This is a genomic window from Nitriliruptor alkaliphilus DSM 45188, from assembly GCF_000969705.1.
Classification (GTDB): domain Bacteria; phylum Actinomycetota; class Nitriliruptoria; order Nitriliruptorales; family Nitriliruptoraceae; genus Nitriliruptor; species Nitriliruptor alkaliphilus.
Genome location: NZ_KQ033901.1, coordinates 5207935 through 5232307, shown reverse-complemented (window position 1 = coordinate 5232307; position 24373 = coordinate 5207935). Strand labels below are relative to the sequence as shown.

27 protein-coding genes and 1 tRNA gene are annotated in these 24373 nt (G+C 71.3%); 8 read left to right on the top strand and 20 right to left on the bottom strand.

Annotation, left to right across the window (positions count from 1 at the left end; genetic code table 11):
• Nucleotides 1-100 precede the first annotated feature (100 nt).
• Nucleotides 101-646: a TetR/AcrR family transcriptional regulator gene (locus NITAL_RS24460; RefSeq protein ID WP_052668868.1), complete on the top strand. Its 546-nt coding sequence runs from the start codon at nt 101-103 to the stop codon at nt 644-646.
• Between the two features lie 39 nt (nt 647-685).
• Here the strand turns inward: NITAL_RS24460 and paaK are convergent, their stop codons facing one another.
• The 10 genes from paaK to NITAL_RS24410 form a co-directional block, all read right to left on the bottom strand.
• Nucleotides 686-1987 (bottom strand): phenylacetate--CoA ligase PaaK, encoded by a 1302-nt coding sequence (gene paaK, locus NITAL_RS24455; RefSeq protein ID WP_052668867.1) that lies wholly within the window; start codon nt 1985-1987, stop codon nt 686-688.
• A 1-nt stretch (nt 1988) separates the two neighbouring features.
• Nucleotides 1989-2372, bottom strand: a complete 384-nt coding sequence (paaI, locus tag NITAL_RS24450; RefSeq protein WP_052670057.1) for a hydroxyphenylacetyl-CoA thioesterase PaaI — start codon at nt 2370-2372, stop codon at nt 1989-1991.
• Nucleotides 2373-2473: 101 nt separating this feature from the next.
• Nucleotides 2474-3037, bottom strand: a complete 564-nt coding sequence (gene paaD / locus NITAL_RS24445; protein WP_211262660.1) for a 1,2-phenylacetyl-CoA epoxidase subunit PaaD — start codon at nt 3035-3037, stop codon at nt 2474-2476.
• Nucleotides 3034-3840 carry a 1,2-phenylacetyl-CoA epoxidase subunit PaaC gene (paaC, locus tag NITAL_RS24440; protein WP_052668866.1) on the bottom strand — a complete coding sequence of 269 codons (807 nt, stop codon included), beginning with the start codon at nt 3838-3840 and terminating at the stop codon, nt 3034-3036. The genes paaD and paaC overlap by 4 nt, the downstream gene beginning before the upstream one ends.
• Nucleotides 3837-4175 carry a hypothetical protein gene (locus NITAL_RS24435; protein ID WP_052668865.1) on the bottom strand — a complete coding sequence of 113 codons (339 nt, stop codon included), beginning with the start codon at nt 4173-4175 and terminating at the stop codon, nt 3837-3839. Before NITAL_RS24435 ends, paaC begins: the two co-directional genes overlap by 4 nt.
• 148 nt (nt 4176-4323) lie before the next feature.
• Nucleotides 4324-5259 carry a 1,2-phenylacetyl-CoA epoxidase subunit PaaA gene (gene paaA / locus NITAL_RS24430; RefSeq protein ID WP_052668864.1) on the bottom strand — a complete coding sequence of 312 codons (936 nt, stop codon included), beginning with the start codon at nt 5257-5259 and terminating at the stop codon, nt 4324-4326.
• A 179-nt stretch (nt 5260-5438) separates the two neighbouring features.
• Nucleotides 5439-6197 (bottom strand): enoyl-CoA hydratase-related protein, encoded by a 759-nt coding sequence (locus NITAL_RS24425; RefSeq protein ID WP_052668863.1) that lies wholly within the window; start codon nt 6195-6197, stop codon nt 5439-5441.
• Between the two features lie 84 nt (nt 6198-6281).
• Nucleotides 6282-6704: a CBS domain-containing protein gene (locus NITAL_RS24420; RefSeq protein WP_083441980.1), complete on the bottom strand. Its 423-nt coding sequence runs from the start codon at nt 6702-6704 to the stop codon at nt 6282-6284.
• A 128-nt stretch (nt 6705-6832) separates the two neighbouring features.
• The gene (gene paaN, locus NITAL_RS24415; protein WP_211262659.1) at nt 6833-8530 is read right to left on the bottom strand and encodes a phenylacetic acid degradation protein PaaN; all 1698 of its coding nucleotides are present in this window, start codon (nt 8528-8530) and stop codon (nt 6833-6835) included.
• Nucleotides 8531-8624: 94 nt separating this feature from the next.
• Entirely contained in the window at nt 8625-8960 is a 336-nt protein-coding gene (locus tag NITAL_RS24410; protein ID WP_052668862.1) for an HPF/RaiA family ribosome-associated protein, read from the bottom strand.
• A 107-nt stretch (nt 8961-9067) separates the two neighbouring features.
• Here NITAL_RS24410 and NITAL_RS24405 point away from each other — a divergent pair.
• Nucleotides 9068-9141: transfer RNA gene (locus NITAL_RS24405), tRNA-Gly, on the top strand.
• Nucleotides 9142-9193: 52 nt separating this feature from the next.
• Here NITAL_RS24405 and NITAL_RS24400 read toward each other — a convergent pair.
• The 6 genes from NITAL_RS24400 to NITAL_RS24375 all read right to left on the bottom strand — a co-directional run bounded on the left by NITAL_RS24400 (nt 9194) and on the right by NITAL_RS24375 (nt 15625).
• Entirely contained in the window at nt 9194-9793 is a 600-nt protein-coding gene (locus NITAL_RS24400; protein WP_052668861.1) for a DUF998 domain-containing protein, read from the bottom strand.
• A gap of 119 nt (nt 9794-9912) precedes the next feature.
• Nucleotides 9913-11397 (bottom strand): methyl-accepting chemotaxis protein, encoded by a 1485-nt coding sequence (locus NITAL_RS28735; RefSeq protein ID WP_052668860.1) that lies wholly within the window; start codon nt 11395-11397, stop codon nt 9913-9915.
• A gap of 188 nt (nt 11398-11585) precedes the next feature.
• Nucleotides 11586-12542: a pirin family protein gene (locus NITAL_RS24390; RefSeq protein WP_052668859.1), complete on the bottom strand. Its 957-nt coding sequence runs from the start codon at nt 12540-12542 to the stop codon at nt 11586-11588.
• 142 nt (nt 12543-12684) lie between these two features.
• A complete protein-coding gene (locus NITAL_RS24385) occupies nt 12685-14508 on the bottom strand; it encodes a sensor histidine kinase (protein WP_052668858.1) in 1824 nt (607 codons plus the stop codon).
• A gap of 218 nt (nt 14509-14726) precedes the next feature.
• Nucleotides 14727-15173, bottom strand: a complete 447-nt coding sequence (locus tag NITAL_RS28320; protein WP_052668857.1) for an SRPBCC family protein — start codon at nt 15171-15173, stop codon at nt 14727-14729.
• A gap of 20 nt (nt 15174-15193) precedes the next feature.
• Nucleotides 15194-15625: an SRPBCC family protein gene (locus tag NITAL_RS24375; protein WP_052668856.1), complete on the bottom strand. Its 432-nt coding sequence runs from the start codon at nt 15623-15625 to the stop codon at nt 15194-15196.
• Nucleotides 15626-15883: 258 nt separating this feature from the next.
• On the opposite strand from NITAL_RS24375, the gene NITAL_RS26820 reads away from it, so the two are divergent.
• The 5 genes from NITAL_RS26820 to NITAL_RS24350 all read left to right on the top strand — a co-directional run bounded on the left by NITAL_RS26820 (nt 15884) and on the right by NITAL_RS24350 (nt 19347).
• On the top strand, nt 15884-16321 hold the full coding sequence (locus tag NITAL_RS26820; protein ID WP_083441978.1) for a DUF1918 domain-containing protein: 438 nt from the start codon (nt 15884-15886) through the stop codon (nt 16319-16321).
• An 85-nt stretch (nt 16322-16406) separates the two neighbouring features.
• On the top strand, nt 16407-16739 hold the full coding sequence (locus NITAL_RS24365; protein WP_052668855.1) for an ArsR/SmtB family transcription factor: 333 nt from the start codon (nt 16407-16409) through the stop codon (nt 16737-16739).
• A 45-nt stretch (nt 16740-16784) separates the two neighbouring features.
• Nucleotides 16785-17369 (top strand): cation diffusion facilitator family transporter, encoded by a 585-nt coding sequence (locus NITAL_RS24360; RefSeq protein ID WP_052668854.1) that lies wholly within the window; start codon nt 16785-16787, stop codon nt 17367-17369.
• 98 nt (nt 17370-17467) lie between these two features.
• The gene (locus NITAL_RS24355; RefSeq protein ID WP_052668853.1) at nt 17468-18493 is read left to right on the top strand and encodes a tetratricopeptide repeat protein; all 1026 of its coding nucleotides are present in this window, start codon (nt 17468-17470) and stop codon (nt 18491-18493) included.
• Between the two features lie 26 nt (nt 18494-18519).
• A complete protein-coding gene (locus tag NITAL_RS24350) occupies nt 18520-19347 on the top strand; it encodes an alpha/beta fold hydrolase (protein WP_052668852.1) in 828 nt (275 codons plus the stop codon).
• 133 nt (nt 19348-19480) lie between these two features.
• Here the strand turns inward: NITAL_RS24350 and NITAL_RS24345 are convergent, their stop codons facing one another.
• The 4 genes from NITAL_RS24345 to NITAL_RS24330 form a co-directional block, all read right to left on the bottom strand.
• Nucleotides 19481-20527 carry an LLM class flavin-dependent oxidoreductase gene (locus NITAL_RS24345; RefSeq protein WP_052668851.1) on the bottom strand — a complete coding sequence of 349 codons (1047 nt, stop codon included), beginning with the start codon at nt 20525-20527 and terminating at the stop codon, nt 19481-19483.
• Between the two features lie 432 nt (nt 20528-20959).
• On the bottom strand, nt 20960-21298 hold the full coding sequence (locus NITAL_RS28315; RefSeq protein ID WP_052668850.1) for an HAD-IA family hydrolase: 339 nt from the start codon (nt 21296-21298) through the stop codon (nt 20960-20962).
• A 37-nt stretch (nt 21299-21335) separates the two neighbouring features.
• On the bottom strand, nt 21336-21503 hold the full coding sequence (locus NITAL_RS28310; protein ID WP_169786947.1) for a hypothetical protein: 168 nt from the start codon (nt 21501-21503) through the stop codon (nt 21336-21338).
• 291 nt (nt 21504-21794) lie between these two features.
• Nucleotides 21795-22874, bottom strand: coding sequence for an IS110 family RNA-guided transposase (locus NITAL_RS24330; protein ID WP_052667183.1), 1080 nt, complete (start codon nt 22872-22874; stop codon nt 21795-21797).
• A gap of 476 nt (nt 22875-23350) precedes the next feature.
• Between NITAL_RS24330 and NITAL_RS24325 the strand changes: the two genes are divergently transcribed.
• Nucleotides 23351-23887: a hypothetical protein gene (locus NITAL_RS24325; RefSeq protein WP_052668848.1), complete on the top strand. Its 537-nt coding sequence runs from the start codon at nt 23351-23353 to the stop codon at nt 23885-23887.
• Nucleotides 23888-24373: the final 486 nt, after the last annotated feature.

Here is a 24373-nt window from a genome sequence, read left to right as displayed (position 1 = left end):
GCCGGGCCAGGTGGACTAGCGTCCCCCGCTGACTTCGAGGACAGGTACGACCGTCACCTCCGACCTCTCGCCGCGCCGCGCGACTCACACGGTCGCGTCGTTGCTCGAGGTCGCCGTCCGGGTCTTCAACGAGCGCGGCTACGACGGGACCTCGATGGAGGACCTCGCGCGGGCGGCGGGCATCACCAAGTCCTCGATCTACCACCACGTCCGTGGCAAGGAGGCCCTCCTCGGGATGGCGCTCGACACCGCGCTCGGCGCGTTGTTCGACGCGCTCGACGAGGCCGCGTCGACGGAGGGACCGGCCCGGGACCGGCTCGAGCACGTCCTGCGCCGCAGCGTCGAGGTCCTGGCGGCCGAGCTGCCCGCCGTGACCCTGCTGCTGCGGGTCCGCGGCAACACCGCGACCGAGCTCGACGCCCTGGAACGCCGACGCGAGTTCGACCGGCGCGTCACCGAGCTGGTCGAGCAGGCGGTCGCCGAGGGCGATGTGCGTGCCGACCTCGACCCCGCGCTGGTCACCCGCCTGCTGTTCGGCACCGTCAACTCCCTCGTCGAGTGGTACCGGCCGGGGCACGGGGCGACCGCCGAGGAGGTCGCCGACGGCCTCGTCGCGCTGCTCTTCGAGGGCCTCGACCCGCGCTGAGCCGCCGTCGAACAGCGGCGGTCGAACAGCGCCGGTCGATCAGCGCCGGTCGACGATGCGCTTGGCCTTGCCGATCGAGCGGGTCACCGCCGCCGGCTCGACCACTTCGACGTCGACGCTGACCCCGATGCGGGCCTTGATGCGCTGCTGCAGCGTCGCTGCCGCCCGCCCGCGGTCGTCGCCGAGCAGTTGGCCCTCCCGCGCCTCGACCCGGACCGTCATGCTGTCCATCCGGTCGGGCCGGGTCAGCACGCACTCGAAGTGGGGTGCGAGCCCGTCGACCTCGAGCAGCAGCTCTTCGACCTGCGAGGGGAACAGGTTGACGCCGCGCAGGATGATCAGGTCGTCGCTGCGCCCGGTGATCTTCTCGATGCGCCGCATGGTGCGCGCCGAGCCGGGCAGCAGCCGGGTGAGGTCGCGGGTGCGGTAGCGGACGACCGGCATCGCCTCCTTGGTCAGGGAGGTGAACACCAGCTCGCCCTGCTCGCCGTCGGGCAGCACCTCACCGGTGTCCGGGTCGACGATCTCGGGGAAGAAGTGGTCCTCCCAGACGTGCAAGCCGTCCTTGGTCTCCACGCACTCGTTGGCCACACCCGGGCCGATGACCTCCGACAGCCCGTAGATGTCGACCGCGTGCATGTCGAAGGCGTCCTCGACCTCGGCGCGCATCGCCTCCGTCCAGGGCTCGGCGCCGAAGACGCCGACCTTCAGGTTGGTGCCTCGGGGGTCGAGACCCTGCTCGCGCATCTCGTCGAGGATCGACAGCGCGTAGGACGGCGTGACCATGATGGCGTCGGCGCCGAAGTCGACGAGGAGCTGGACCTGGCGTTCGGTCATGCCGCCCGAGACCGGCACGACCGTGCACCCGAGCCGTTCGGCCCCGTAGTGCGCGCCGAGGCCACCGGTGAACAGCCCGTAGCCGTAGGCGACGTGGACCACCCACCCGGGGCGGACGCCGCTGGCCCGCAGGGACCGGGCCACGACCTGGGCCCAGGTGTCGACGTCACGCTGGGTGTAGCCGACCACGGTGGGCTTACCGGTCGTGCCCGACGAGGCGTGCAGCCGGACCACCTGCTCGCGCGGGACGGCGAACATCCCGAACGGGTACTCCTCACGCAGGTCCTGCTTGGTGGTGAACGGGAACCGAGCCAGGTCGGCGAGGTCGCGCAGGTCGTCCGGGTGCACGCCGGCCTCGTCGAAGGCCCGCCGGTAGCGCGGCACGTTGGTGTACGCGTGCCCGAGCGACCAGCGCAGCCGTTCGAGCTGGAGCCCCCGCAGCTCGTCGATCGACGCGGTCTCGATCGGCTCCAGGGTCGCGGGGTCGGGTGTCAGATCCAGCACGTCAGGTGGTCTCCCGTAGGGTGCGGCTGCGACCACGGAACTCGGCGATCAGCGCCTCGTCGGGCGCGGTCCGGCGCACGGTGACGTCGGTGATCCCGCTCCGCCCGAAGCGGGCGCGCTCGACCGCCTCGGCGACGAGCACGTCCCCACCGTGGGCCGCGGCGATGAAGTCGATCTCGGCGGTGGCGGCCACGGTCGTCGGCCGTCCGCTGTTGCAGGCGCAGGCGAACGCCGTGTCGGCGAGCAGGAAGACGTGCCCCCCGTGGGCGATGCCGTGCCCGTTGAGGTGCCGATCGCCGACCCGCATGGTCACGCGGGCGTAGCCCTCGCGCACCTCGAGCACCTCGATGCCGAGGTCCGCGGAGGCCTGATCGTCGGCCATCATGGCCACGGCAGGATCGAGCTGCACCGGCTCGCCGGTCGCCTCGCCAGAGGTGGCGCCGGTCGCCTCGTCGGATGCGGCGCCGGTCGCTTCGTCGGGTGGGGTCACGCTTTGAACGCCTCGAACGGTTGCTGACACGCGTCGCAGAACCGTACGTCGCGACACGGTGTGGGGCCGAAGTTCGACTCCCGGACGGTGTCCGCGGACCCGCAGTACGGGCAGGGCCGCGGATCGGATGCCGGTCCGAGCATCAGCGGCAGGGTCACGCGACCGTCGGGCGCGGGCGCGCCGGTGGCGCCGCCGGGTGGCGCGATCCCGAACTCCCGCAGGCGCTCGCGTCCGACCGCGTCGATGCGGTCGGGCGTCCAGGGTGGATTGAAACGGAACCGGACGGTGACCTCGTCGACGCCGGGGACGGCCGAGGCAGCAGCCACGACGTCGCGTTCGATCATGTCGGTGGCCGGACAGCCCGCGAAGGTCGGCAGCAGCTCGACGTAGACGTGCCCGCCGTCGACGTCCAGCTCGTGGAGCATCCCGAGCATCCCGATGGTGACCGGGGGGAGCTCCGGGTCGGGGACGTCGGCGATGGCGGCCCGGACCCGCGCCACGTCCGGCCCGGTCGCGGTGGGGCCGGCGAGGGGCGTGCTGGCGTATCGGGTGGTGGTCACCAGCGTGCTCCCGGGTGGGCGCGGTAGAGGGCGGTCATCTCGGGCCAGACGTCCTCGGTGAAGTCCGCGGTGTGTCGCCCCTGCCGTCCGCCCCGTGCCTCCGCGGGGACGGCGGTGGGTACCAGATCACCGAACCCGGCCGCCTCGAGCAGCGGGCCGATGATCTCCAGCCACCGCTCCCCCAGCACCTGGTGGCCGACGGGCAGCAGGCCCGCAGCGAGGGCCTCCTCCTCGGCGGGGAACGGCTCGGCGAGTCCGAGCGCCTCGGGCAGCTCGGCGGCCAGCGCCGCGCGGAAGCGCGCCCGTGCGTCCTCCGATCCGGTGGTGAGGCGGGTGAACCACTGGTCGGCGTGCTCGAGGTGGTAGCGCTCCTCGAAGCGGAGCTTGCCGGCCACGGCGGCGATGTCCGGATCGCGGCTCTCGGTCAGCGCGTTCAGGCGCACCGCGTCGAACCGCTCGTAGGCCCAGTGCCGTGCGAGGGTGGCCGCGAAGTCCCGCGGCGGGCGTTCGCACACGATGGCGTGCCGGTAGCCGTCGGGCTCACGGCCGAGGCCGAGGGCGTCCACCGCGGTCCGCTGCGCCTCGCCGGTCACGTCGAGCCCGACGAGCACCTGGTACCAGAGGTCGGCGTGGTTGATCTCGTCCTGGGCGATGGTGGAGAACGCCATGTCCTCCTCCATCGACGGCGCGACGCCGGTCCAGTGCGAGGCACGGTGACCGGTGATCAGCTCGTCATCGGCGAGGACCAGCAGCAGCTGCGCCCGAACCGTGCCGAGGTCGACGGGAGTGGCGACGGCGCTCACGTGCCGCTCGATGATCGCGGGGTGTCCCGCTCGCGGACGTGGCCGAGACCGCGCTCGTCGGCGGCGGCACGGGCGGCCTCGCGCTTGTCGCGGAAGCCGGAGTATCCCTTCTGCTGGCGGTAGCTGTCGTCGACCTTGCGTTCGAGCAGCGTCGGGTCGTGGAGGCGGTGGATGTCCTCGGTGGCCACGACCGCGAAGTCGACGCCCTCGTGGTGGCGGAAGTGGGTCTCCCGCGCGAGCAGCAGGGCCGCCTCGGGGTCGGCGGCGTGCAGCGCCCCGACGTGCGTCAGGGGGTCGTCGAACTTGCGTCGACCGAAGACCTCGTAGGTGGCCATGTGCTGCTCCCGGGGGGTGGTGGGGAGGTGCCGGGGGGTGGTGGGGAGGTGCCGGGGGGTGGTGGGGAGGTGCCGGGGATGGTGGGGGGAGGTGCCGGGGTGTGGACCTGCGTGGTTGAGGTGCGGGTGGACGTCGCGTGGCGGTCGGTCAGGCGGCGGCGGGGACGCGGTCGCCGGTGATGATGTCGTGCACCCAGGCGTGGTGGCGGTGCAGCAGCTGGCGCGCCTCCAGCCGGATCGCGGTGCTCGGTGACGGATCACCCTTGACCAGCGCGGCGAGCTCGTCCCAGTCGGGCTCGGTGTACTCCCAGCGACCCGCGTCGGGGTCGTAGCGCAGGTCCGGATCGGGTAGCTCGATACCGACGTCCCAGAGCTTGGGGACGTAGGTCGACAGCCACTCCTGGCGGGACTCCTCGTTGGTCCGCGGCTTGATGCCCCAGCGGATCGACGGGTCGTCCTCGCGGGCCACGTCGGTGCCGAAGAAGTGCAGGATCGGCGTCCACCAGCGGTCCACGGCCTCCTGGAGCATCGCGAACTGCTCGTCCGTGCCGGAGGCGAGCGCGAGGAGGATGTCCTCGCCGTGGCGGTAGTGCAGGGACTCCTCGGCGACCACGCGCTTCATGACGCGGACGTAGGGCGCGTAGGAGGTGTCGAGCAGGGCCCGTTGGGTCACGATCGCGGCGCCGTCGACCAGGAAGCCGATGCAGGCGACGTCGCCCCAGGTGTGGGTCGGGTAGTGGAAGACGTTGTGGAACTTGCCGCGCCCGGCGATCAGGTCCTCGTACATCTGCCGGCGGGGCTTGCCGAGCGTCTCGGCCACCCGGTAGATGAGGTGGGCGTGGCCGACCTCGTCCTGGACCTTGGCCGCCAGGGAGCGTTTGCGCCGGAGCGTCGGCGCTCGGGCGATCCACTCCCGCTCGGGCAGCGCGCCCATGATCTCGGAGTTGGCGTGCATCTCGATGAAGCGGATGTTCAGCCGGCGGTAGGTCTCGGGCATCCAGTCGCCCGACTCGACCTTCCCACCCGCATCGAGGTGGGCCAGGAACTCGGCCTCACGGACCGGGTCGGTGTCGGCCTCGTGCACGGCGTTCTCCTCGTCCGCATCGCCGTGCGACGCACGGCAGCCGTCCGGGAGACACTCTCCCACCCGAACGTTCGGTCGGTAGCGTACGGCACGACGCCACCGTGGACAAGGGCCCCTGCAACCGGTAGCGACCCCACGCACCAGACCGCGCCGCTGCAACCGGTAGCAGGGTCCGGCGGTCAGGCCTTGCCGCGCGAGAGGAAGGCCGCCAGGGCGTCGCGGTACTCGCGCCCCGCGCCGGCGGTGCGCTGCGCGTCCCGTTCGAGATCGAGCTGGGTGTCGAGGTCGTGGTCGATGCTGGCACGTAGGAGCGTCTTGGTCATCGCCATCCCCTGCGGGGGGAACCCGGCGATCGTCGCCGCGACCTCGGCGACCCGTGGCTCGAACCCGTCGTCGTCGACCACCTCGGCGATCAGCCCCCAGTCGGCCGCCGTGGTCGCGTCGAGCGGTCCTCCGAGCATGGTCAGGGCTGCGGCGCGTTGCGCTCCGATCAGGCGGGGCAGGAGCCAGGTGCCACCACCGTCCGGGACCAGGCCGAGGCCGGCGAACGGCTCGAGGAACCGCGCCGACCGGGTGGCGATCACCAGGTCGCAGGCGAGGGCGAGGTTCGCCCCGGCACCAGCGGCCACCCCGTTGACGGCCGCCACGACCGGTGGCCGGGTGTCGCGGATCGCACGGACCACCGCGTTCCAACGCTCGACCGTCGCCCCGAGGTCGGCACCCTCGGCCGAGACCGCGTCGTCGGCCAGGTCCTGGCCGGCGCTGAAGCCCTTCCCGGCACCCGTGAGCACCACGCAACGCACGTCGTCGTCGACATCGGCCACGGCCGCGGCGAGCGCCGCGAGGACCTCACCGGTCAAGGCGTTGCGCCGCTCGGGCCGGTCCAGGGTCAGGGTCAGGACGTGGTCGGCACGTTCGACCCGGAGTCCGTCGCTCACCGTTCGCTCCTCGCTGGTGGTGGTCGCCGGTCGCGACGCTAGGTGCGTCGTGGCCGGGTCGCGACCACCACCGTGCGCGAGGTGTCAGGCCCGCTCGGTGGCGAGGGTGAGCAGGGCGGGCAGCAGGTCCCGGACCGACAGCACGCCGACCGGCCGGCTCCCCCGCGAGACCACCAGGTGGCGCACTTCCGCCTCGTGCATCATCCGGGCGGCCTCGACCACCGGTGCGCTCTCGTCGACCTGGATCACCTCGTGCGAGGCGTGGTCCCGGACCCGTTCGAGATCGAGGTCGGCGCCTGACGCGCTGGCGCGGACCACGTCCCGTTCGGACAGGACGCCGCGCATGCCCCCGGCGTCGGTGACCACGAGCAGGCCGACCTCGTCGGCGGTCAGGGCTTCCGCAGCTTCGCGCAGCGTCGCCGTCGGACGGATCGTGGCGATCGGCCCCCCCAGGAGCGAGCCGGCGGTGGCAGCAGGACGGGTGGTGATGTCTGGTGAGTGGATCATCGCAGGGCTCCTCCTGTGGGCGCCCTGAGCCTGCGTCACCCGCCCGCCGCCACCTAGTGCCGGAGGTCCGGCCCGGGCGGGCCTTCCAGCCCGACCCGCCCGGACCTCCCGGTCCACTCCTGCACCGATCAGCCCTCCGGGTGCCACCGGGTCTCGACGATCGCGAAGCGCGGTGCCACGAAGGCGTCGTCGACCAGCGAGGCGTTCGCCGCCGGGTTCGCACCGGTGGCGTGGAAGTCGCTGAAGGCGGTGGTCTGGTTGACGAACACGGTGCCGTGCAGGTCGAAGGAGGCCGACACACCAGCGTCCAACGCGACCTCGGTCGCCGCCGCGCGGACCTCGTCGCTGCCGGCGTAGACCCCGAAGGTGATCGCGCCACGACGACCCACGGTGTCACGCACGAGCTCGAGAGCGTGGTCGGTGCCGTCGGTCGCCACGAGGAACCCGATGGGGCCGAAGCGCTCGGTGTCCCACGCATCCGCGTCGGCCGCGTCGACGGCGACCACCAGCGGCGTGCGCACGACCGCGTCCGGCCAGGCCGGGTGTTCGAGGGCGCGGGACTCGGCGACGACGGTCCCGAGACCGGCCGCCTCCTCGATGCGTTCGACGACGGCAGGGTCGCCGATGCTGCCGAGGATCTCCACCCCCTTCTTGGCCGGCTCCAGCAGGTCCTCGAGGGCGGACGCCAGGCGCTCACCCACCTGCTCGAAGCTGAGGTGACCCTCGTCGGTGTCGATGCCGCCCCTGGGCACGAAGACCGCCTGCGGGGTGGTGCACATCTGTCCGCTGTAGAGCGACAGGCTGAAGGCGAGGTTGGCGAACATCGCCGCGGCCTGCTCGGTGCCGTCGATGACGATGGTGTTCAGGCCCGCCTTCTCGGTGAAGACCCGGGCCTGGGTGGCGTTGGCCTCGAGCCAGTCACCGAAGGTGGTCGAGCCGGTGAAGTCGACGAGCTTGACGTCCGCGTGGGTGGCCAGCTCGATCGCCAGGGGGCGGTCCGGGGTGTCGGCGGCCAGCGTGGCCAGGTGGGCCGAGAAGCCGGCAGCGGTCAGGACCTGCTGGGCGACCTCGACGACGATCCCGAGCGGGAGGACCGAGGACGGGTGGGGCTTGGCGATGACCGCGTTGCCGGTGGCCAGCGACGCCATGAGACCCGGCAGCCCGTTCCAGGTCGGGAACGTGCGGCAGCCGATGGTGACCTCGACCCCACGCGGGACGACGTGGAACCGCTTCTCCATGATCGTCGGGCGCTTGCCGGGCTTCTCCCAGGTGACGGACGCCGCGTGGCGGATCTGCGCGTCCCACGCGTAGGCCACGGCCTCGAGGCCACGGTCGAGGGCGTGCGGAGCGCCGGCCTGGAACGCCATGACCAACGGCTGGCCGGTGGTGTGGTGCACAGCCTGGCCGAGCTCGTGCGCACGGGCACCGAGGCGGTCGAGGATCTCCACGCACAACGCGGCCCGCACGTCCGGGCCGGCGTCACGCCAGGCCGGCATGGCGTCGCGTGCCGCGGCGACCAGCGCTGCTGGGTCGACGGCGGGGTAGCTGATCGACAGCTGCGGGCCGTAGGGGGACCGCTCCCCCGGCACGGTCTCGCCGGTGGTCGGCTGGTCGAGGTCGAGGCCCCGCTCCTGCAGCGCCTCGAAGGCTGCCGCGCCGGCCGCGATCGGGTCGTCTCCGTAGGCCGGGTCGGTGATGCGTTCGGAGTAGCGCGACAGGTAGGTGCGCGACCGGGCTGCCGCGACCGCGTCACGCAGGTCCGGCAGCTGGCGGTCGACCAGCGCCCCGGTGTCGATGGAGGTTGCAGCGGAGGTGGTGGTGGACACGGTCGGCTCCCAGGTCGAGGCAGCGACCGCTCCCGGCCGCCACCTCGAGCCTAGACCGACCGTTCGGTCGGTTCCACCGGACCGTCGGTGGTGGTCACCGGCGTGCGCGGTCCTGCCGTTTGTTCACGTGCTTGTCGATCTGCTTGAACAGGTCCTCCCGGACGTCGTGCAGCGCGGACTGCAGGTCGGTCTCGTTGGAGGTGGCCACCATGCGCGGCTCGCCCGTGATCCAGCACTCGAGCACGACCTTCTGCGACGGAGTGTCGCGCTCCTTGATGGAGAGCTCGAGCTCGACCTTGTCCGCGCCGTAGCGCACCAGCCGCCGGTCGAGCTTGGTCCCGAGCTGGGCGAGGATGTACTCGCGCTCGTCCTCACGGAACTCGGACACGATGCGCAGGCGCTCGGCGACGATCGACTCGGACTCGGACACGGGCAACTCCTCGGGAAGGCGGGTAGCGGGAGCCACGAGTCTCGGTCACGCGACCCGGGAACGTGCGCCCGAACCGCCGCCGTCCGGTCGGTAGGCTCTCGCGACCCGCGGGTGTAGCTCAATGGTAGAGCTCCAGTCTTCCAAACTGGTGACGAGGGTTCGATTCCCTTCACCCGCTCCACCGAGGCCCGGAGCCCGCACGGCGGCCGGGCCTCGCCACGTCGCGGGCAGCGTCAGGGGATCAGGGACCAGCAGAGCAGCGCCAGCCAGGTCCACCCCGAGACGATCGCCACGCGCTGGAAGAGACCGGTCCGCGGATCGTCGGCCTCCCACGCCGTGGCGAACCGCCCGGCCGCCACCCCGAAGACGACGGCGGTGACCGCCGAGTAGGCCGACCAGACGACGTCACCGAGCGTCAGGGCCGCGACCACGGCACCGACCGGCAGCGAGGTGAAGACCACGGCGCCGGCCGCGTCGTGGAGCTGGTGCCGCCGGCTCGTCGTCGGGGGTGTGCCCTCGGGCGTCCCCGGTGGGTAGCCCCGCATCGGGTCCATGGGGAAGACGCCTGACGCGACGAGCGCCAGCCCGAACACCGCGATCACCGCAGCGAACCACGGGCCCGGAACCGCTTCGTACAGGCCCGGTCCTGCTGCGGTGATGAGCAGGCCGCTGACGACGAAGTTGATCGTCTGCAGCCAACCCCTCGGCCCCGTGGCCAGGGCGCTGACGGTGTGCCTCACCGGGTCGTACCCCGCTCGCGTCGCGCCGTCGATCAGGAACGTGAGGACGAAGAGGGTCGCCCCGGCCGTCCCGGAGCCGAGCGAGAGCGACACGTTCCTCGTGCTCCCCGTCGATCGTCGGCGTCGGCTGCGGCTGCGCCGACGCTTGTCCACGCCGACGCTAGGGGCCGACGCCACGCGGCCGCGTGTGCCGAACGTCACGGTCGGCGACGTCAGACGCCGGCGGGGACCGGAGCGGTCGGACGATCCCCGGCAGCCGCCGGTGACGCCGTGCCACGTTGCCCGACCAGGGCGTCGAGGTGCCCGACGATGTCGGTCAGGTCCCGGGCCGAGCCGGCCGTGTTCGCCGCATCCTCCGAGGTGCCCTGCGCCGCAGCTGCCACCGTCAGGATGTTCTCGGCGATCTCGGCCGATCCCTGAGCGGCCTCGGCGACGTTGCGCGAGATCTCGCTGGTCGTGGCGGTCTGCTCCTCCACCGCGCTGGCGATGGTCGTCTGGATGTCGGCGATCCGCGCGATGACCGCACCGATCTGCTCGATCTCGGCGACGGCCTCGCCGGTCTCCTCCTGGATGGTGGCGATGCGGGCCGAGATCTCCTCGGTCGCCGCAGCCGTCTCCTTGGCCAACTCCTTGACCTCGTTGGCCACCACCGCGAACCCCTTGCCGGCCTCCCCGGCGCGCGCCGCCTCGATGGTGGCGTTGAGGGCCAGGAGGTTGGTCTGTTCCGCGATCGAGGTGATCAACTCGATGACCGCACTGATGCGCGCGGAGGATTCACCGAGCTTGAGCACGGTCTGGTTGGTCGCTTCGGCGCGCCGCACGGCGTCGGCCGCGACCTCGGAGGCCGAACCGGCCGATCCTGCGATCTCGTGGACGCTCGCGGACATCTCCTCGATGGCGGTGGCGACGGTCTGGATGTTGGAGGACACCTGCTCGCCGGCGCTCGCGACGACGTTGGCCTGCGAGGTCGTCCCGTCGGAGGCCACGGTGAGCCGGTCCGACACCGCGGTCAACTGCTCGGAGGCCCGGGTCAACTGGCTGGCCGAGTCGCTGACCCGACGGACCACGCCACGGGAGACGAACCAACCGAGCAGGAACGCCAGCAGGGCGACGGCCAGGGCGGCACCGATGACCAGGCTGCGGCCGTGACGGTAGGCCTCCGCGGCACCAGCAGCGGTGGCGGCTGTCTTCGCCTCGAAGTGCTCCACGAGCGCCACGGTGCCGTCGTTCAGCGCGGCAGAGACCTCGACGCAACGCTCGCGCACGACATCCTGGGCCGCCCCGACGTCCCCTGCCTCGACGCTGGCGAACAGCACGCCGAACAGCTCGTCCGCCTCGGTGAACCGCGCCTCGAACGTCTCGATCAGGGGGAGGTCATCCGCGGTCGCAGCGGCCCGCAGGGCCGCGACGGCGGCGACGGCCCTCTCCTTCTCCGCGGCGGCCTGGGTGCGCTGATCCGCGACCCGGTCGGCGTCGGCCATGGCGACCACGCGCAGGGCGTGCCGGTTGATCTTCAGCGCCGCGCTCTCGGCCGCCTGGACTGCATCGAGGGTCGCCGTCTGATCGACGAGCTCGTCGACGCTGTCGTTGATGGCGGCCATCGTCCAGACGTTGTAGGTGAGCACCCCTGCGAACAGCACGACGACGACGGCGAACGCCCCGATGAGCCGTTGCTTCAAGGTGAACGTGCGCGACATCGCTCGACTCCCGGTCCAGGTTGGTATCCACGGTCGGCGCGTCGTGCGCCGGATGCCGTCACAGCCAGTCGGTCGCCGGCGCGTCGACTTCAGCACCGCGAGGACATCCGTGACCAGGGTCCCAGGGGTGCCCCCACGGCACGGCGAGGGCCCGACGCTCGGAGACGTCGGGCCCTCGTCGGCGCGGGTCAGGTGTGGGCCGCGGGGGAACGACCGAACCGACCCTGCTGGAAGTCGAGGAGCGCTTGCTGGACCTCGGCGCGGGTGTTCATCACGAACGGGCCGTAGTGAAAGACCGGCTCGCCGATCGGCTGACCGCCGAGGATGAGCAGGTCGAGCTTGGGCGCCCGGCTCTCCTGCGACGGCGCAGCGGCGACCTCGACGACATCGCCGGGCCCGAACACCGCCAGCTGACCGAGCTCGATCGGCCGCCGTTCGGCGCCGACGGTGCCGCGGCCCGCGAGGTCGTAGACGAGGGCGTTGAAGTCGGGGCGCCACGGCAACCGCAGCCGCGCCCCGGGCTCGAGGGTGGCGTGGACCATCGCCATCGGCGTGTAGGTCGAACCTGGTCCAGCGTGGCCGGCGAGGTCGCCGGCGATCAGGCGCAGCAGCGCTCCGCCGTCGGGTGAGGTCAGCAGCGTGACCCGGCCGGCATCGAGGTCCTGGTAGCGGGGGGCCTCCCACTTGCGGGCACGCGGGAGGTTGACCCACAGCTGGAACCCGTGGAACAACCCGCCCCGGGCGACGACCTCCTCCGGTGGGGCCTCGATGTGGAGGATCCCCGACCCGGCCGTCATCCACTGGGTCGCGCCGTCGGTGATGAGGCCACCACCGCCGTGCGAGTCACCGTGCTCGAGCGCGCCGTCGAGCATGTAGGTCACGGTCTCGAACCCGCGGTGCGGGTGCCACGAGGTGCCCTTCGGTTCGCCGGGCGCGTACTCGACCTCGCCCATCTGATCGAGGTGCACGAACGGGTCGAGGTCGGTGAGGCTGACGCCGTGGAAGGCCCGCCGCACGGGGAAGCCCTCCCCCTCGAACCCGCGTGGCGCCGTGGTGAGCGAACGCAGCGGCCGGGTCACCGCGGCGCCGCTCGGTTCCGGGACGCGCGGAAGCGTCAGCAGATCGGCGACGGTGACGGCGGGCACGGCGGTCTCCTCAGTGGGCGCCCCGCGTGGAGGCGGTGGTGCCGTGGGAAACGACGGTTGCGCCCGCAACCTTCCCGTCGCTCCGCCTGGTGGCCGGCCTGCGCGCACCGCCGCGTCCCGATCCGCCGGCGAGCACGCCGACCTACCGGGTGGCGAGGTGCAGTCTCCTCGCCGCGGCCACGGCACCGGGGACCGTGAGGGTGACGGTGGTCCCGGCTCCCGGCTCGGAGGCCACGTGCAGCCGGATGCCGGCCGTCTCGGCCAAGGCGGCTACGAGGGCCAGCCCGAGACCGATGCCACGCGTCTCGCGGACCAGCACGTTCCCGCTGCGGCAGAAGGGTTCGAACACCCGGGCGAGGTCTTCGCCGGTCATGCCCACGCCGACATCGCCGACCTCGATCTCCAGGTCGCGTGCCGTCGCGCGCACCTGCAGCTCGATGGCCGATCCGGGCGCGGAGAACTTCGCGGCGTTCGACACCAGGTGCTCGAGCATGCGACGCAGCACCTCGGTGTCGAGGACCGCGGCGAGGTCGCCCGTGGCCTCGACCACCACGTGGTGCCGGGCGACGGTGTCGCCGAGCCCCGCGATCAGTTCCTCGAGGAACGCCGCCACCGCGACGGGACGCGGGGCGTTGGCCGGCGACGCGAGGCGGAGCGCGATCAGATCCAGCACCTCCTGGACCACCCTGCGCAGGTCCGCGGCGTTCGCGGCGATACGAGCCACCAGCTCGAGCCGCTGTCGGTCGTCCACCTCGTGCCAGCGTGACAGCAACAGTTCGCTCGCCCCGCAGACCGTGGTGAGGGGTGTCCGCAGCTCGTGGGAGACCGTCGCCAGCACGTCCTCCCGCAGCCGTTCGACCTCGAGGACACGCTGCGCGTCAGCCAGCTCGTGCACCCGCTCGACCTCGTCGGCACGGAGGCGCGCGCGATCGACCGCCAGGTCCAGTCGGGTGGCCAACAACCGCACGGCATCGAGGTCGCCGGCGCCGAACAGCAGCGCGTACGGATCGGCCGTCATCACGAGGCGAGCGTGTGGCGTGGCCACCACCAGGACCGGTGGCCCGCCCCCGGGATCACGGAGGACGCGCACCTCGCCGTCCCCGCGGCTGTCGGTGGTCGCGACCCGCGGCGGCCCTGCCTGCCCTGCCCCCGACGAGGCGACGACCTCGTCGTTCTCGCCGACGAGCCAGGCTGCACCGCCGCCGGTGAAGCGCAGCAGGTGTGGCAGCAGTTCCGCCGCGAGGTGGTGCGGGTCATCGAGGGTGACCAGCCGCAGCTCGGCGGCCTCGAGCGACCCGCGGTCGCTGCGCGACCAGTGCCAGCGCAGCACCTTCGGCGGCGCGAACCCGGCGAGGAACAGCATCGCGGCCAGCGCCGTCGACGCGAGGGTCCAGGTGACCTCCGGCCCGCCGACGAGGTTGCCCTCGGCGGCCGCGACGACGAGGACCGACCCGAGACCCGCGGTGCCCGCCGCCATCAGCTGAGATCGGCGTCGGGTGACCGCCGTGGCCGTCCGGCGGGCTCCGACGAACAGGCTCGCGGCGGCGAGCGCGTGCGCGACGATCCAGAGCACCACGAAGCTGCCCATGACGGCGGAGGCGACCGGATCCGGCAGGACACCCGTGACGACCACGGTCATCGCGACGAAGAACGGCACGGTGACCAGCCGCGCGACCGGCAGGAAGCGTCGCGCCAGGTCGTCGTACACGGCTGCGAAACGGATCACCAGCAGCGGCAGGACCGCGAGCAGCGGCGCGAGCGACAGCTCGGTCAGCTGGTGGAGCCACCGCGGTCCCGGCACGGCAGCCTGGACGCTCACCAGCGCGGCGATGGTCGCGTAGGTACCGAGGACCGCCACCAACTCTCGGGCGCCCGGCTGACGGTCGGCGACGTAGCGTGCGACGGCCAGGACGGCCATGGCGGCGAAGCCAACCGCGACCGCCATCACCAGGGCCAGGTCGAGCACGCGTCGCCTCCGGACGCGGGACGGCACCCCCGCGCTCCCTCCCTCGCACCTACCAGGGCCCCCTGCCCCGCGCCGCCCGGACACGGTAGCGACGCGACCGAACGGCCGAGCGTTCGCGGCACGCGCTCACGGTGGGCGCCCACCGGCGCTGTCCAGCCGCACGGCCGCTCCGCCAGGCTCCCGACGCGACCGCCGGTCCGGTCCGGGGGCCGCCCGGGTCAGGGGGCCTGGCTCGGACGTTCACCGAGCGCCGCCTCGAGCCCGCGGAGCAGCGAGCCTGCGACGTCGGCGAACGCCGGGTTGGCCTCGGGCTCGACGGCGAGGTCATCGTCCTCGTCGTCGACGACGGCGCGGGAGGTGGCCGTGACCTCGCTGCCCCCGTCGCACGGTCGGATCGTCAGCCGCGCCCGGGTGCGTACGTCGTCGGAACGCCCCTCGACCTCCAGGACCTCCGTGGCTCGCAGGTCGACGATCTCGAACACGAGGTCACCGGGGCGGCCGTCGACACGAGCTCCGGCCCGGACCCGCGATCCGACGCGCAGCGGGCCGGGATCGAGCTGCTCGGCGTGATCGAAGGCGTGGCTCCAGACCGCGAGCTCCTCCGGATCGGTGAGGAGGTCGAAGACCTCGGCGGGCGGCTGATCGAGGCGGATGGTGTCGGACACGGGTGTGGCTCCTCGGTCGGTCAGTCGTCGAGCGTGCGTCGCAGCCCCCGGATCGCGGCCTTGCCGACGAGGAGGAAGGCCGGCTTGCTGACGGCGTCGAGCAGATCGGGCGCGTCGGTGTCGAACCGGCCCGTGTAGGTCACCTGGGTCCCGTCGTCGACGGGCTCGACCCGGATGTCCTCCTGGCTCGAGAAGCGGTCCGACCCGCCGTCGAGTACGACGCGGTTCGGCTCGTCGTAGTGGGTCAGCGTCCACTCGACGTCGATGCTCCGCCCGGCGAGGGACATGGTGGCCGCGAACCGCGAGCCGACCCCGAGGGGCCCGTCATCGAGGCGGCGGGAGTCGTCGAAGCTCGGGTCCCAGTCGGCGAGGTTGCCGAAGTCAGCGAGGTAGCGGAACACCTTCACCTGATCTCGATCGTCCACCACGGTGGTCTCCGTCGTCTCGGGCACGGTGCTCCTCGTCGGTACGCGGTCCGGTCGGGGTGCTCTCGACGACGGTGACGTGGTGGCGACCGGTCGGCAACGGCAGCGGGGTGGACGAGCGGCCGCACGGCCGGCAACGGCCATGACCGACCGGGCAGGGCGCGCCTGCTGCGAGCTCACCCCGCTCCGCTGCTGAACTGACCAGTCCGCGAGGAGGCGGATGGCCCTACCCGTTCCCCTGGCAGGGCCCATCCTGAAGTGGTGAGACGCACAGGGAGCTCGGCGATGAAGGCACAGGTGGGTGATCGGCTCGTCATCAAGGGACACCGCGTGGGCGAGCCCGACCGGGACGCGGAGATCATCGACGTCCGTGGGCCCGACGGCGAGCCCCCGTACGCGGTGCGGTGGAGCGACAGCGGCCGGGAGACGCTCATCTACCCCGGGGTCGATGGTCGCATCGAACACCTCGATCACGAGGCAGCCGATCCGGCCGTCGCCGTGCTCGGCGGACCTGCGCGCGACGTCACGGGCGCGCCGGCGCTCACCAAGGATCGGGCCATCGAGCTCGTACGCCGACACGCGGCCCTGGAGACGCTGCGCAGCTCGGCCTACGACGACGAGCTGTGGGACCTGTGGGTCGAGGAGGCACGACGCGCCAGCCCGAACGGCCACAACGCTGCGGTCCTCGACCGCGTCCTCGACCGGCTGCGGACGGGCGCCTGACATCGGGTCTGGGGCCGGTCAGCGCTCGGAGCGCATCAGTACATCCGCTGCTGTATCCGACAGCTCATGATGTACTATCTCACGCATGGATGTGAACGTCTGTGACATCGATCTCGATGGGCTCGGTCGCCTGGGCGCTGCTCTGTCGGATCACACCCGCCGTCGGTTGCTGGTCGCCCTCGCCCGCGGCCCCGGTTACCCGGCCGAGCTCGCCGTCGAGCTCGACGAGTCGCGGCAGAACGTCTCGAACCACCTCGCGTGCCTGCGGGGCTGTGGCCTGGTCGTCGCCTCGCCCGAGGGGCGGCGGATGCGCTACGAGCTCGTGGACGCTCGGCTCGCCGCCGCGCTGCGGGATCTGGTCGAACTCACCGTCGCGGTCGATCCCCAGCACGCTCACCAGCCGGAGCGTCGAGCGTGACGCCTGCACCGACGCTCGAGCGCCGAGGCCGTCCGGCGGGTCCGGTTGTACAACGACCTGACCATCGGCTGGAACCTCGTCGAGGGCGTGGTGGCCCTCAGCGCGGGGATCGTCGCCGGCTCGATCAGCCTGATCGCGTTCGGGCTGGACTCGGGGGTCGAGGTCTCGACGTCGCTCGTGCTCGCCTGGCGGCTCGCCCAGGAACGCCGGGGCGGCTGCATGGCCAGCTACGACCGCCGCGCCACCCGGCTGATCGCGGCCTGCTTCGCGGTCCTCGCGATCTACGTCAGCTACGAGGCCATCGCGCAGTTGGTCGAACAGCGCGCCCCCGACGTCAGCGTCCCCGGCATCGTGCTCGCCGCCGCCTCGGTGATCGTCATGCCCCTGCTCGCACGGGCGAAGAAGCGGCTCGGACCGGTCCTGGGATCGCAGGCGGTCGTGTCCGAGTCGCGCCAGACCGAGCTGTGCGCCTGGCTGTCCGCCGTCGTCCTCGTCGGTCTCGGGCTCAACGCCGCGCTCGGCTGGTGGTGGGCCGACCCCGTCGCCGCGCTCGCCGTCGCCGGGTTCGCGACGTTCGAGACCATCAGGACCTGGCGTGCCGACAGCCTCGAGGACACCTGCTGCTCCTGACAGGTCTGGCTCTGCCGTAGCGCACCTCATACGGTTACGTGTGGCCTGGTCGCGGTCGGTCCTAGGCGCGAGCAGCTACCGACGACGTCGGAGGTCCCATGACCGGAGAGCTGTCTCGCGCTCGGGAGCTCCTGGCGCTCGCTGTGGCGATGGCGGAGCACGAGCGCGACGTCGACGCCGATCGCTGGCAGGCAGCGGTCGAGGAGCGTGCCGACGAACTCGACGGGGCGGTGACCGCGTTCCTCGACGCCGGGGCGGAGGACGCCGCTCTACGCCTGGTCGGCACGCTCAGCTACCTCTGCCAGGACACCGGTCGGGTCACGCTCGGCCGCGATCTGGCGACCCGCGTGCTCACGACCGTGGGAGAGGTCGGGGACGCGCGCGACCGGGCGAGGGTGCACCTGACCCTGGGCGAGCTGGCCTTCCGCCAAGGCGACCAGCCGGTCGCGATCGACGCGAGCGAAGCTGCGCTCCGGCTGGTCAGCGGGGCCGGCGACCAGGACGTCGAGCGACGCGCGGAGATGAACCTCGCTCGGGTCGCGCTGCGGGACGGTGACGCCGACGCCATCCGCCGGCACGCGGAGCGGATGCTCGATCTGGCTGGCAAGGACCCCGCGGCCCGGCTGGGCGCCGTGCACATGCTGGGGTGGGCAGAGCACACGGCAGGCCAGATCGAAGCGGCGATGCAGCACTTCGAGGACAACGTCCTGACGGCGCGGGCGGTGGGGAACCGACCGACCGAGGGGTCCGAGCTGCTCAACCTCGCGAGCCTCTCCCTGGAACTCGGTGACACCGAGCGAGCGTCCTCGTACCTCCGCCGTGGCATCGATGTCGCCGCCGACCTGGGCAGCAGCTACCTCCTCCCGGCCGCGCTCACCGAGGCCGGACGCCTGCTCGTCCTCTGTGGACGGCCGGAGGAGGGCCTGACCCTCATCGTCGCCGGCGAGCGCCAGTACGAGTTGGCCGGCCTCACGCCGGATCCTGGTGACGACGCGTTCCTGGAGCAACGCGCGGGGGCCGTCGCGTCGTTGCCCGGCGACCGTGTCGAGGAGCTCGTGACCGTCGGCGCGGCGATGTCGCGTGACGAGGCGGTCGCGCTCGCGCGCACGGAACTCGGGAGCTGAAGCGTCGGCCTCGCGAAGGATCCCACGTGGCAATCCGGCAGCACGAGCTTCGCGACCTGGTACTCGAGGCCCATGACCTGGGCACCGGCGAGCCTGTGGTGTTCATCCAGACCGCCTTGATCGCCGACGAGCTGCTGCCGCTGGCGAAGGAGCTGCCGCTCGCGGACGGCTTCCGCAGGATCGTCTACCACCGGCGTGGCTACGCCGGCAGCTCGCCGGTCGCTGGGCCCGGCTCGATCGCACGCGATGCTGCAGACTGCGAGGCTCTCCTGACTGCGCTTCGCATCGAACGCGCCCACGTGGTCGGCCTGTCCTACAGCGGCGCGGTGGCCCTCCAGCTCGCGGCCGACGCACCCGACCGCGTGCACAGTCTCGTCCTGATCGAACCTCCGCCGGTGCACATCCCCAGTGCCGGCGAGTTCCGGCAGGCGAACGAGGAGCTGCTCACCACCCGCCGCAGCCGGGGTGCCACCGCGGCGCTGGACGAACTCCTCGGTGCCGTCATCGGCCCGGACTGGCGCCAAGAGATCGAGCACGACGTGCCCGGTGCGAGCGAGCAGATGCAGCGCGATCTGCTCACGTTCTTCGACACCGACCTGCCCGGACTGCTCACCTGGCAGTTCGATCATCGGGACGCCCAACGGATCACCTGCCCGGTCCTTCACGTCGGAGGGAGCGACACCCACCGATGGTTCCTCGAGGTCCGCGACCTCATCCACGATTGGTTCCCACACGCCGAGGACGCCCAGATCGAAGGCGCGCGCCACTCCCTGGCCGCAACGCATACCCGCCGCGTCGCCGAAACGATCGCCGAGTTCCTGCATCGGGTCTCACGTGAGGCGCCATCGCCGTGATGATGTGCGCATCGTCCGAGCGAGCCATCCGCGCATAGCTGTTCTCGCCCGTGGAAGGGTGGGCTGCAGCACCGCGGATACCGGCTCTGCCTGTGCCCCATATCCTCCACAACGTCGTACGGGGTGATTCCCGTCACACGGCGGCGATGACCCCATCGTGGACGAGTTGGAGCTGACGCCGGATGTCGGGGAGGCCGTCGACGCGGCTTCCTGTGTCGGCCTCGACGGCAGCGGGTTCCAGGATCGCGAGCTGGACGTGGTCGATCCCGGGCTCGACGAGGTCGGTGCGGATCCGTTCGGCGCATACCTCGGGCGTGCCGGCGATGGTGAGTGCCTCGCCGATCTCCGGGGTGGTCAGCTCCAGCGCCCGCGCCATGTCGCCATCCTCGAGCGCGGCGGTGATCGGGGCCACCTGCGCCGGGTCCAAGCCGTGGCGCAGGATCATGGACTCGGGGTATGAGCCCAGCAGGCCGGCCGTCATCCTCCGCGCGGCCTCCACCGCCGCGGTGCCGTCGGCGCTGACTGCGATGAAGCAGTAGGCGCCCATCTGCAGCGTGTCCGGGTCACGCCCGGCCCGCTTGGCACCCGCGCGCACGTGATCGACCACGTAGGCCGAGTTCTCCGCGGAGGTGCTACCGCACTGCACGCCGTCAGCGACCTCACCCGCCAGCTCGAAGGAACGCGGCCCTCCAAGCGCCCCGACGAACAGCGGCACGTGTGCCTGGATCGGCCGCACGCCGGCCTGCAGACCCGAGTAGCGGAACGAGGCTCCCTGGTGGTCGACCACACCGTCGTCGAGGTAGGCGCGCATCACCTCGATCGCTTCGCGTACCCGGTCCAGCGGACGGCGGCCACGCCACTCGACGTGGTAGGTGTCCAGGATCGACGGGTCACCGAAACTGACGACGGCTTCGACCCGACCGCCGGAGAGCTCGTCGATCGTGGCCAGCGACTGGGCGATGAGCGTGGGATCCCGCAGGTACACGTGGGTCGCGCTGAATCCGAGCCGGATCGTCGACGTGACCGTGGCCGCGGCGGCGACGACGGCGTACGGGTCCCTGGCGGACGGGTCGTCGGAGAGGTTGCAGAAGTCGAAACCCAGTTGCTCGGCCGTGCGGACCAGGTCGACCAGCTCGCCGGCCGACCTCGTCGCGATCAGCCCGAGCCCGAAGCGCGCCATCCAGTGACCTCCTCGGTTCACGTAGCACTCGGGGAGCCGCCCGCCAGCCTACGAGGCCGAGCGCGAGCGCGATGCCGGTGGCGTCGAAACGGCTGCCCTGCTCACCTACCAGGCCGCGTCGCGGCGTATCGAGCAGGTGGCGGACTCGAAGGACACCTTCTCGCCGGTCGAATCGATCACCGTGCCATCGGGCATCGGGATGAGGTCGTCACCGTGGCGCTGCGGGTGGCGATGCCCCGGGAACGCCGGAATCGATCCATCCACTCGACTCGTCCAAGCTTGTGCCGCGCCATCACCGTGATTTCGTCCCCGCCAGTCCGACGCCAGACGCGCATAACCGTCAGCCCGCGGGGTGAGCCGCCGGCAGGGCGAGCCTGCTCTGCTGTCTGCGACTGCGGCCCTTCGGGCCAAGGACCGCACTCGTGCTGCGGCCTACCGTGCCCGTCCACTTCCGTGCCTCGACCCGTACAGCAGGGCGTCCAGTTCGTCGATCACTTGGTCCGTGGATGCGAATAGGACACCCGTCATGTCCACGCTCTTGGCAGCCTGGATGTTGGCGGGGAGATCGTCGACGAAGATCATTGCTTCGGGGGCTACGGCAAGCCGGTTGCACGCGAGCAGGTAGATCTCCTGAGTCGGCTTCTCCATGCCTTCCTCGTGTGAGTACATGACGGCGTCGAAGTGGTTATGGAAACCGTAGAGCTCCTGCTCGCGCGCCCTAGCGCCGACGAAGCTGTTGCTCAAGATGGCGCGCTGATCCCCGTTCTGCACGCCGCTCCAGCCATACCCCGCGCAGGCGCGATGCGCGTCAACCTGTGCCCGGCAGCGCCATGCTCCAGATGGGCACCAGGGATGCCCTTCCCATCTGCAGGCCCACCGCAGCGGCGTCCTCACGAGCAGTGTCCACCTCCGCCTGAGCGAGGTCGGCCGTGCGGAACCCCATCGTGATGGTGAAGCCGGCATCGTCAGGATGCACGGCGAGAAACATGAGCCCTGGCGGGGGGCCACCCAACTCCTGCAACCGCTGACCCACTCGCTGTTCAAGCGCGATGGCGTCTGCCTGTGACCCGCCAGGGACTGGCACCGAGCAAAGCACTGCCATCGAATGCTCCTCATTGAAGCTGGGCCGCCCGCGCATGTCTCAGGTTCAATACTGCCCGACATCAGTCCCTGCGTCGACCGCGGACCATGCGGCGAAGGACCGTACGGCTCCGTGCCCCCACGAATGCCGGAGCGAACCCGTACGAAGCCGATGCTTCTATAGCCGTCAAGCGGCGGGGACCAGGTCGGGTTCGGCCTCGGTGAGGGCTTCGACGATCAGGGGGTAGAGCTCTCGTGCGGTGTAGCGCTTGAGGCGTCTGAGGATGTCGAGGTTGGCCTTGGTGCCGCCGGTTCGCTTCTTGACGTAGGCCTTGGAGCGGGGGTCGCAGAGCAGCCGGTTGACGGCGATCAGGTGCAGCGCGGCGTTGGCCTGGCGGTCTCCGCCGCGCGAGAGCCGGAACCGGTCGGTCTGGCCGGATGAGGCGGGCATCGGGGCGGTGCCGGTGAGCCGGGCGAACGCGCCTTCGGAACGGAGCCGCTCGGCGTTGTCGCCGGCGGTGACCAGCAGCGTGGCGGTGGTGTGGATCCCCACCCCGCGCAGCGCGACCACCTTGGGTGCGGTCGTGGTGACCAGGCGGGTCAGCTGGCGGTCGAGGTCCTTGATCTCGGCGTCGAGCGCACGGAAGCGCAGCGCGAGCTTCTTCATCGCGTAGCGGGTCGCGGCCAGCACGGTGTCGGGTTCGTCGCCGGGTCGGAACTTGGCGGCGATCGCAACTCGCTTGCGGGTGGTGCGGCCCTCGAGCTGTTCGCGCAGCGCGGGCGGTGACGTCACGGTCAGCGCGTGCAGCTGGTTGGTGACCTGGCTGCGGGAAACGACCGCAGATCGGCGGGTGAGCCGCAGAACCCGGATCATCTCGACGTTCCCGGCCCCCGACTTCGGGGTGACCGTCGCTTCGCCCGAGAGCACCTTGCGGGCTGCAGCCTCAGCGTCGATCGGATCCGACTTGCCGGCGTTGCGGCGCAGCTTGCGGTCGGGGCGTTCGACCTCGACCACAACCAGGCCACGCTCGCGCAGCCAGCGGCACAGGCCCGCGCCGTACGCGCCGGTGCCCTCGATCCCGACCGTGTCGATGGTTCCGAGCTCGCTCGCCCATGCGTAAAGCTCGACGAACCCGGCGGTCGTGGTCGGGATCTCGAGCTGGTCGAGTCGGCGACCCAGTTGATCGAGCGCGACCACCAGATGGGTGTGCTTGTGGGTGTCGATGCCGAGGGTGACGAACACCTCGGCCTCTGGCATCGTGGACATGCACCGTCTCCTCATCGGTTGATGGCAGGACGGTGCGGCGGAGTCGGGTCGTGCGGACAGCACTGCGACGAGACCGCAGGGCAGGCTTCTATCAAGTCACGGCGGCCCGGCTCTCGCCACACCTCGCGGGGCCGCGCACCGGCCGACGGATCGGTTTGAAGACACGAGGTCGGTGATTATGTGAGACAGGCCGGTGGCGGCCACCGCTGCTACCCACCCTGGCAGGACGAGCAGCTGCAGTCATCCTCGCAGTGATGATGCGCGCCCAGTCCGCAGGTCGCTGTCGCACATAGTGACACGATCGTTGTGGTGAGGTTCCAGGCGGCCGATGAACGGCAGTCGCAGTTGAGCGAGTGGTCTGGCGAGGCGAGAGAGTGGTGATCGACATCCGCCGTCGCGGACGCTCGGCGCCTGGCGCTACCGTCCCCCGGCCGCTGGAGCGAACGCTGCGCTGTCACCGGGAGCAAGGTGTACGAGTGGATGAGGACGCGTTCGACGCCGAGGTTCGCTCATCGCTCCTCAGCTACTTCCAGCATCTGGCCGAACAGTTGGGCCAACTCGCCGAGTTGCAGTTCGTCGAGGAAGACTTCGATCTCCACAAGTTCGAACAGGACTACGAGGGCACCGTGGGGCACTGGTCCCTCCGGCCTGCCAACCCTGAGGCGGCCGAGGTCCAGTGGCATGTCACCGAGTCCGACGCGTACTCGACCTACCTCGCCCTCGGCCGGTACACCTGGGTCGAGGTGCTCACCCATCCCAAGAAGCAGTCGCCTACCGAGGCTGCTGCCGGGACCATCGAGGCGGTCGAAGCGGTCATCGCGGGACGGTTCCTCGAGGAGGCCTGGTTCTCCAAGTCGACGGGGCAACTCTCGAACAGCTTGGGACGGATCAGGTACGACCCCGAGGGTCGCTGGAGCTCGATTGGAGAGATCTCTCGACCGCTCCCTCTTCTCCGCCGGTTGCTCTACCTGCAGATCACTTACTCGTACGCCCCTTACCGTGGGACTCCCTGACCGCGATCGTCGCCGGACGACAGGGAGACACGCTCACTCGTGTTACCCCCGGCTGCACCATCACCGTGACTTCGATCGGCCTTCGAGGTCGGTGGGACTGCCCCAACTCTGGTTGAGTCGGCCGTGGGCCGACGGCCCGCACGAAGGATGTCCCCTGCCGAAGCGCTACCCCGCCCGCGTTCAACAGTGGCGGGGTCGCTGTGGCCTGCACCTCGGGCCTCACCTACGCCCAGGTCGCCGACACCTTCGAGATCTTGGTGCACTCGGTCCAGCGTTGACTCACGCAGGCCGACATCGATCGCGTCGATCCGGGCCTGCCTGATCCAGTTGCGGACCGACTCGGCGGCCACGCGGGATCCTCGGCTGCCTGGCGGATCGACGGGCCGGACTCTTCGACGAGCCGGACGGCTTGCTGCTGGAACCTCGGGGTGTAGCGGTGCCATCGTCGGCACCCTCTTCCGTGCGGGACCGTCGCAGACGGCAGGT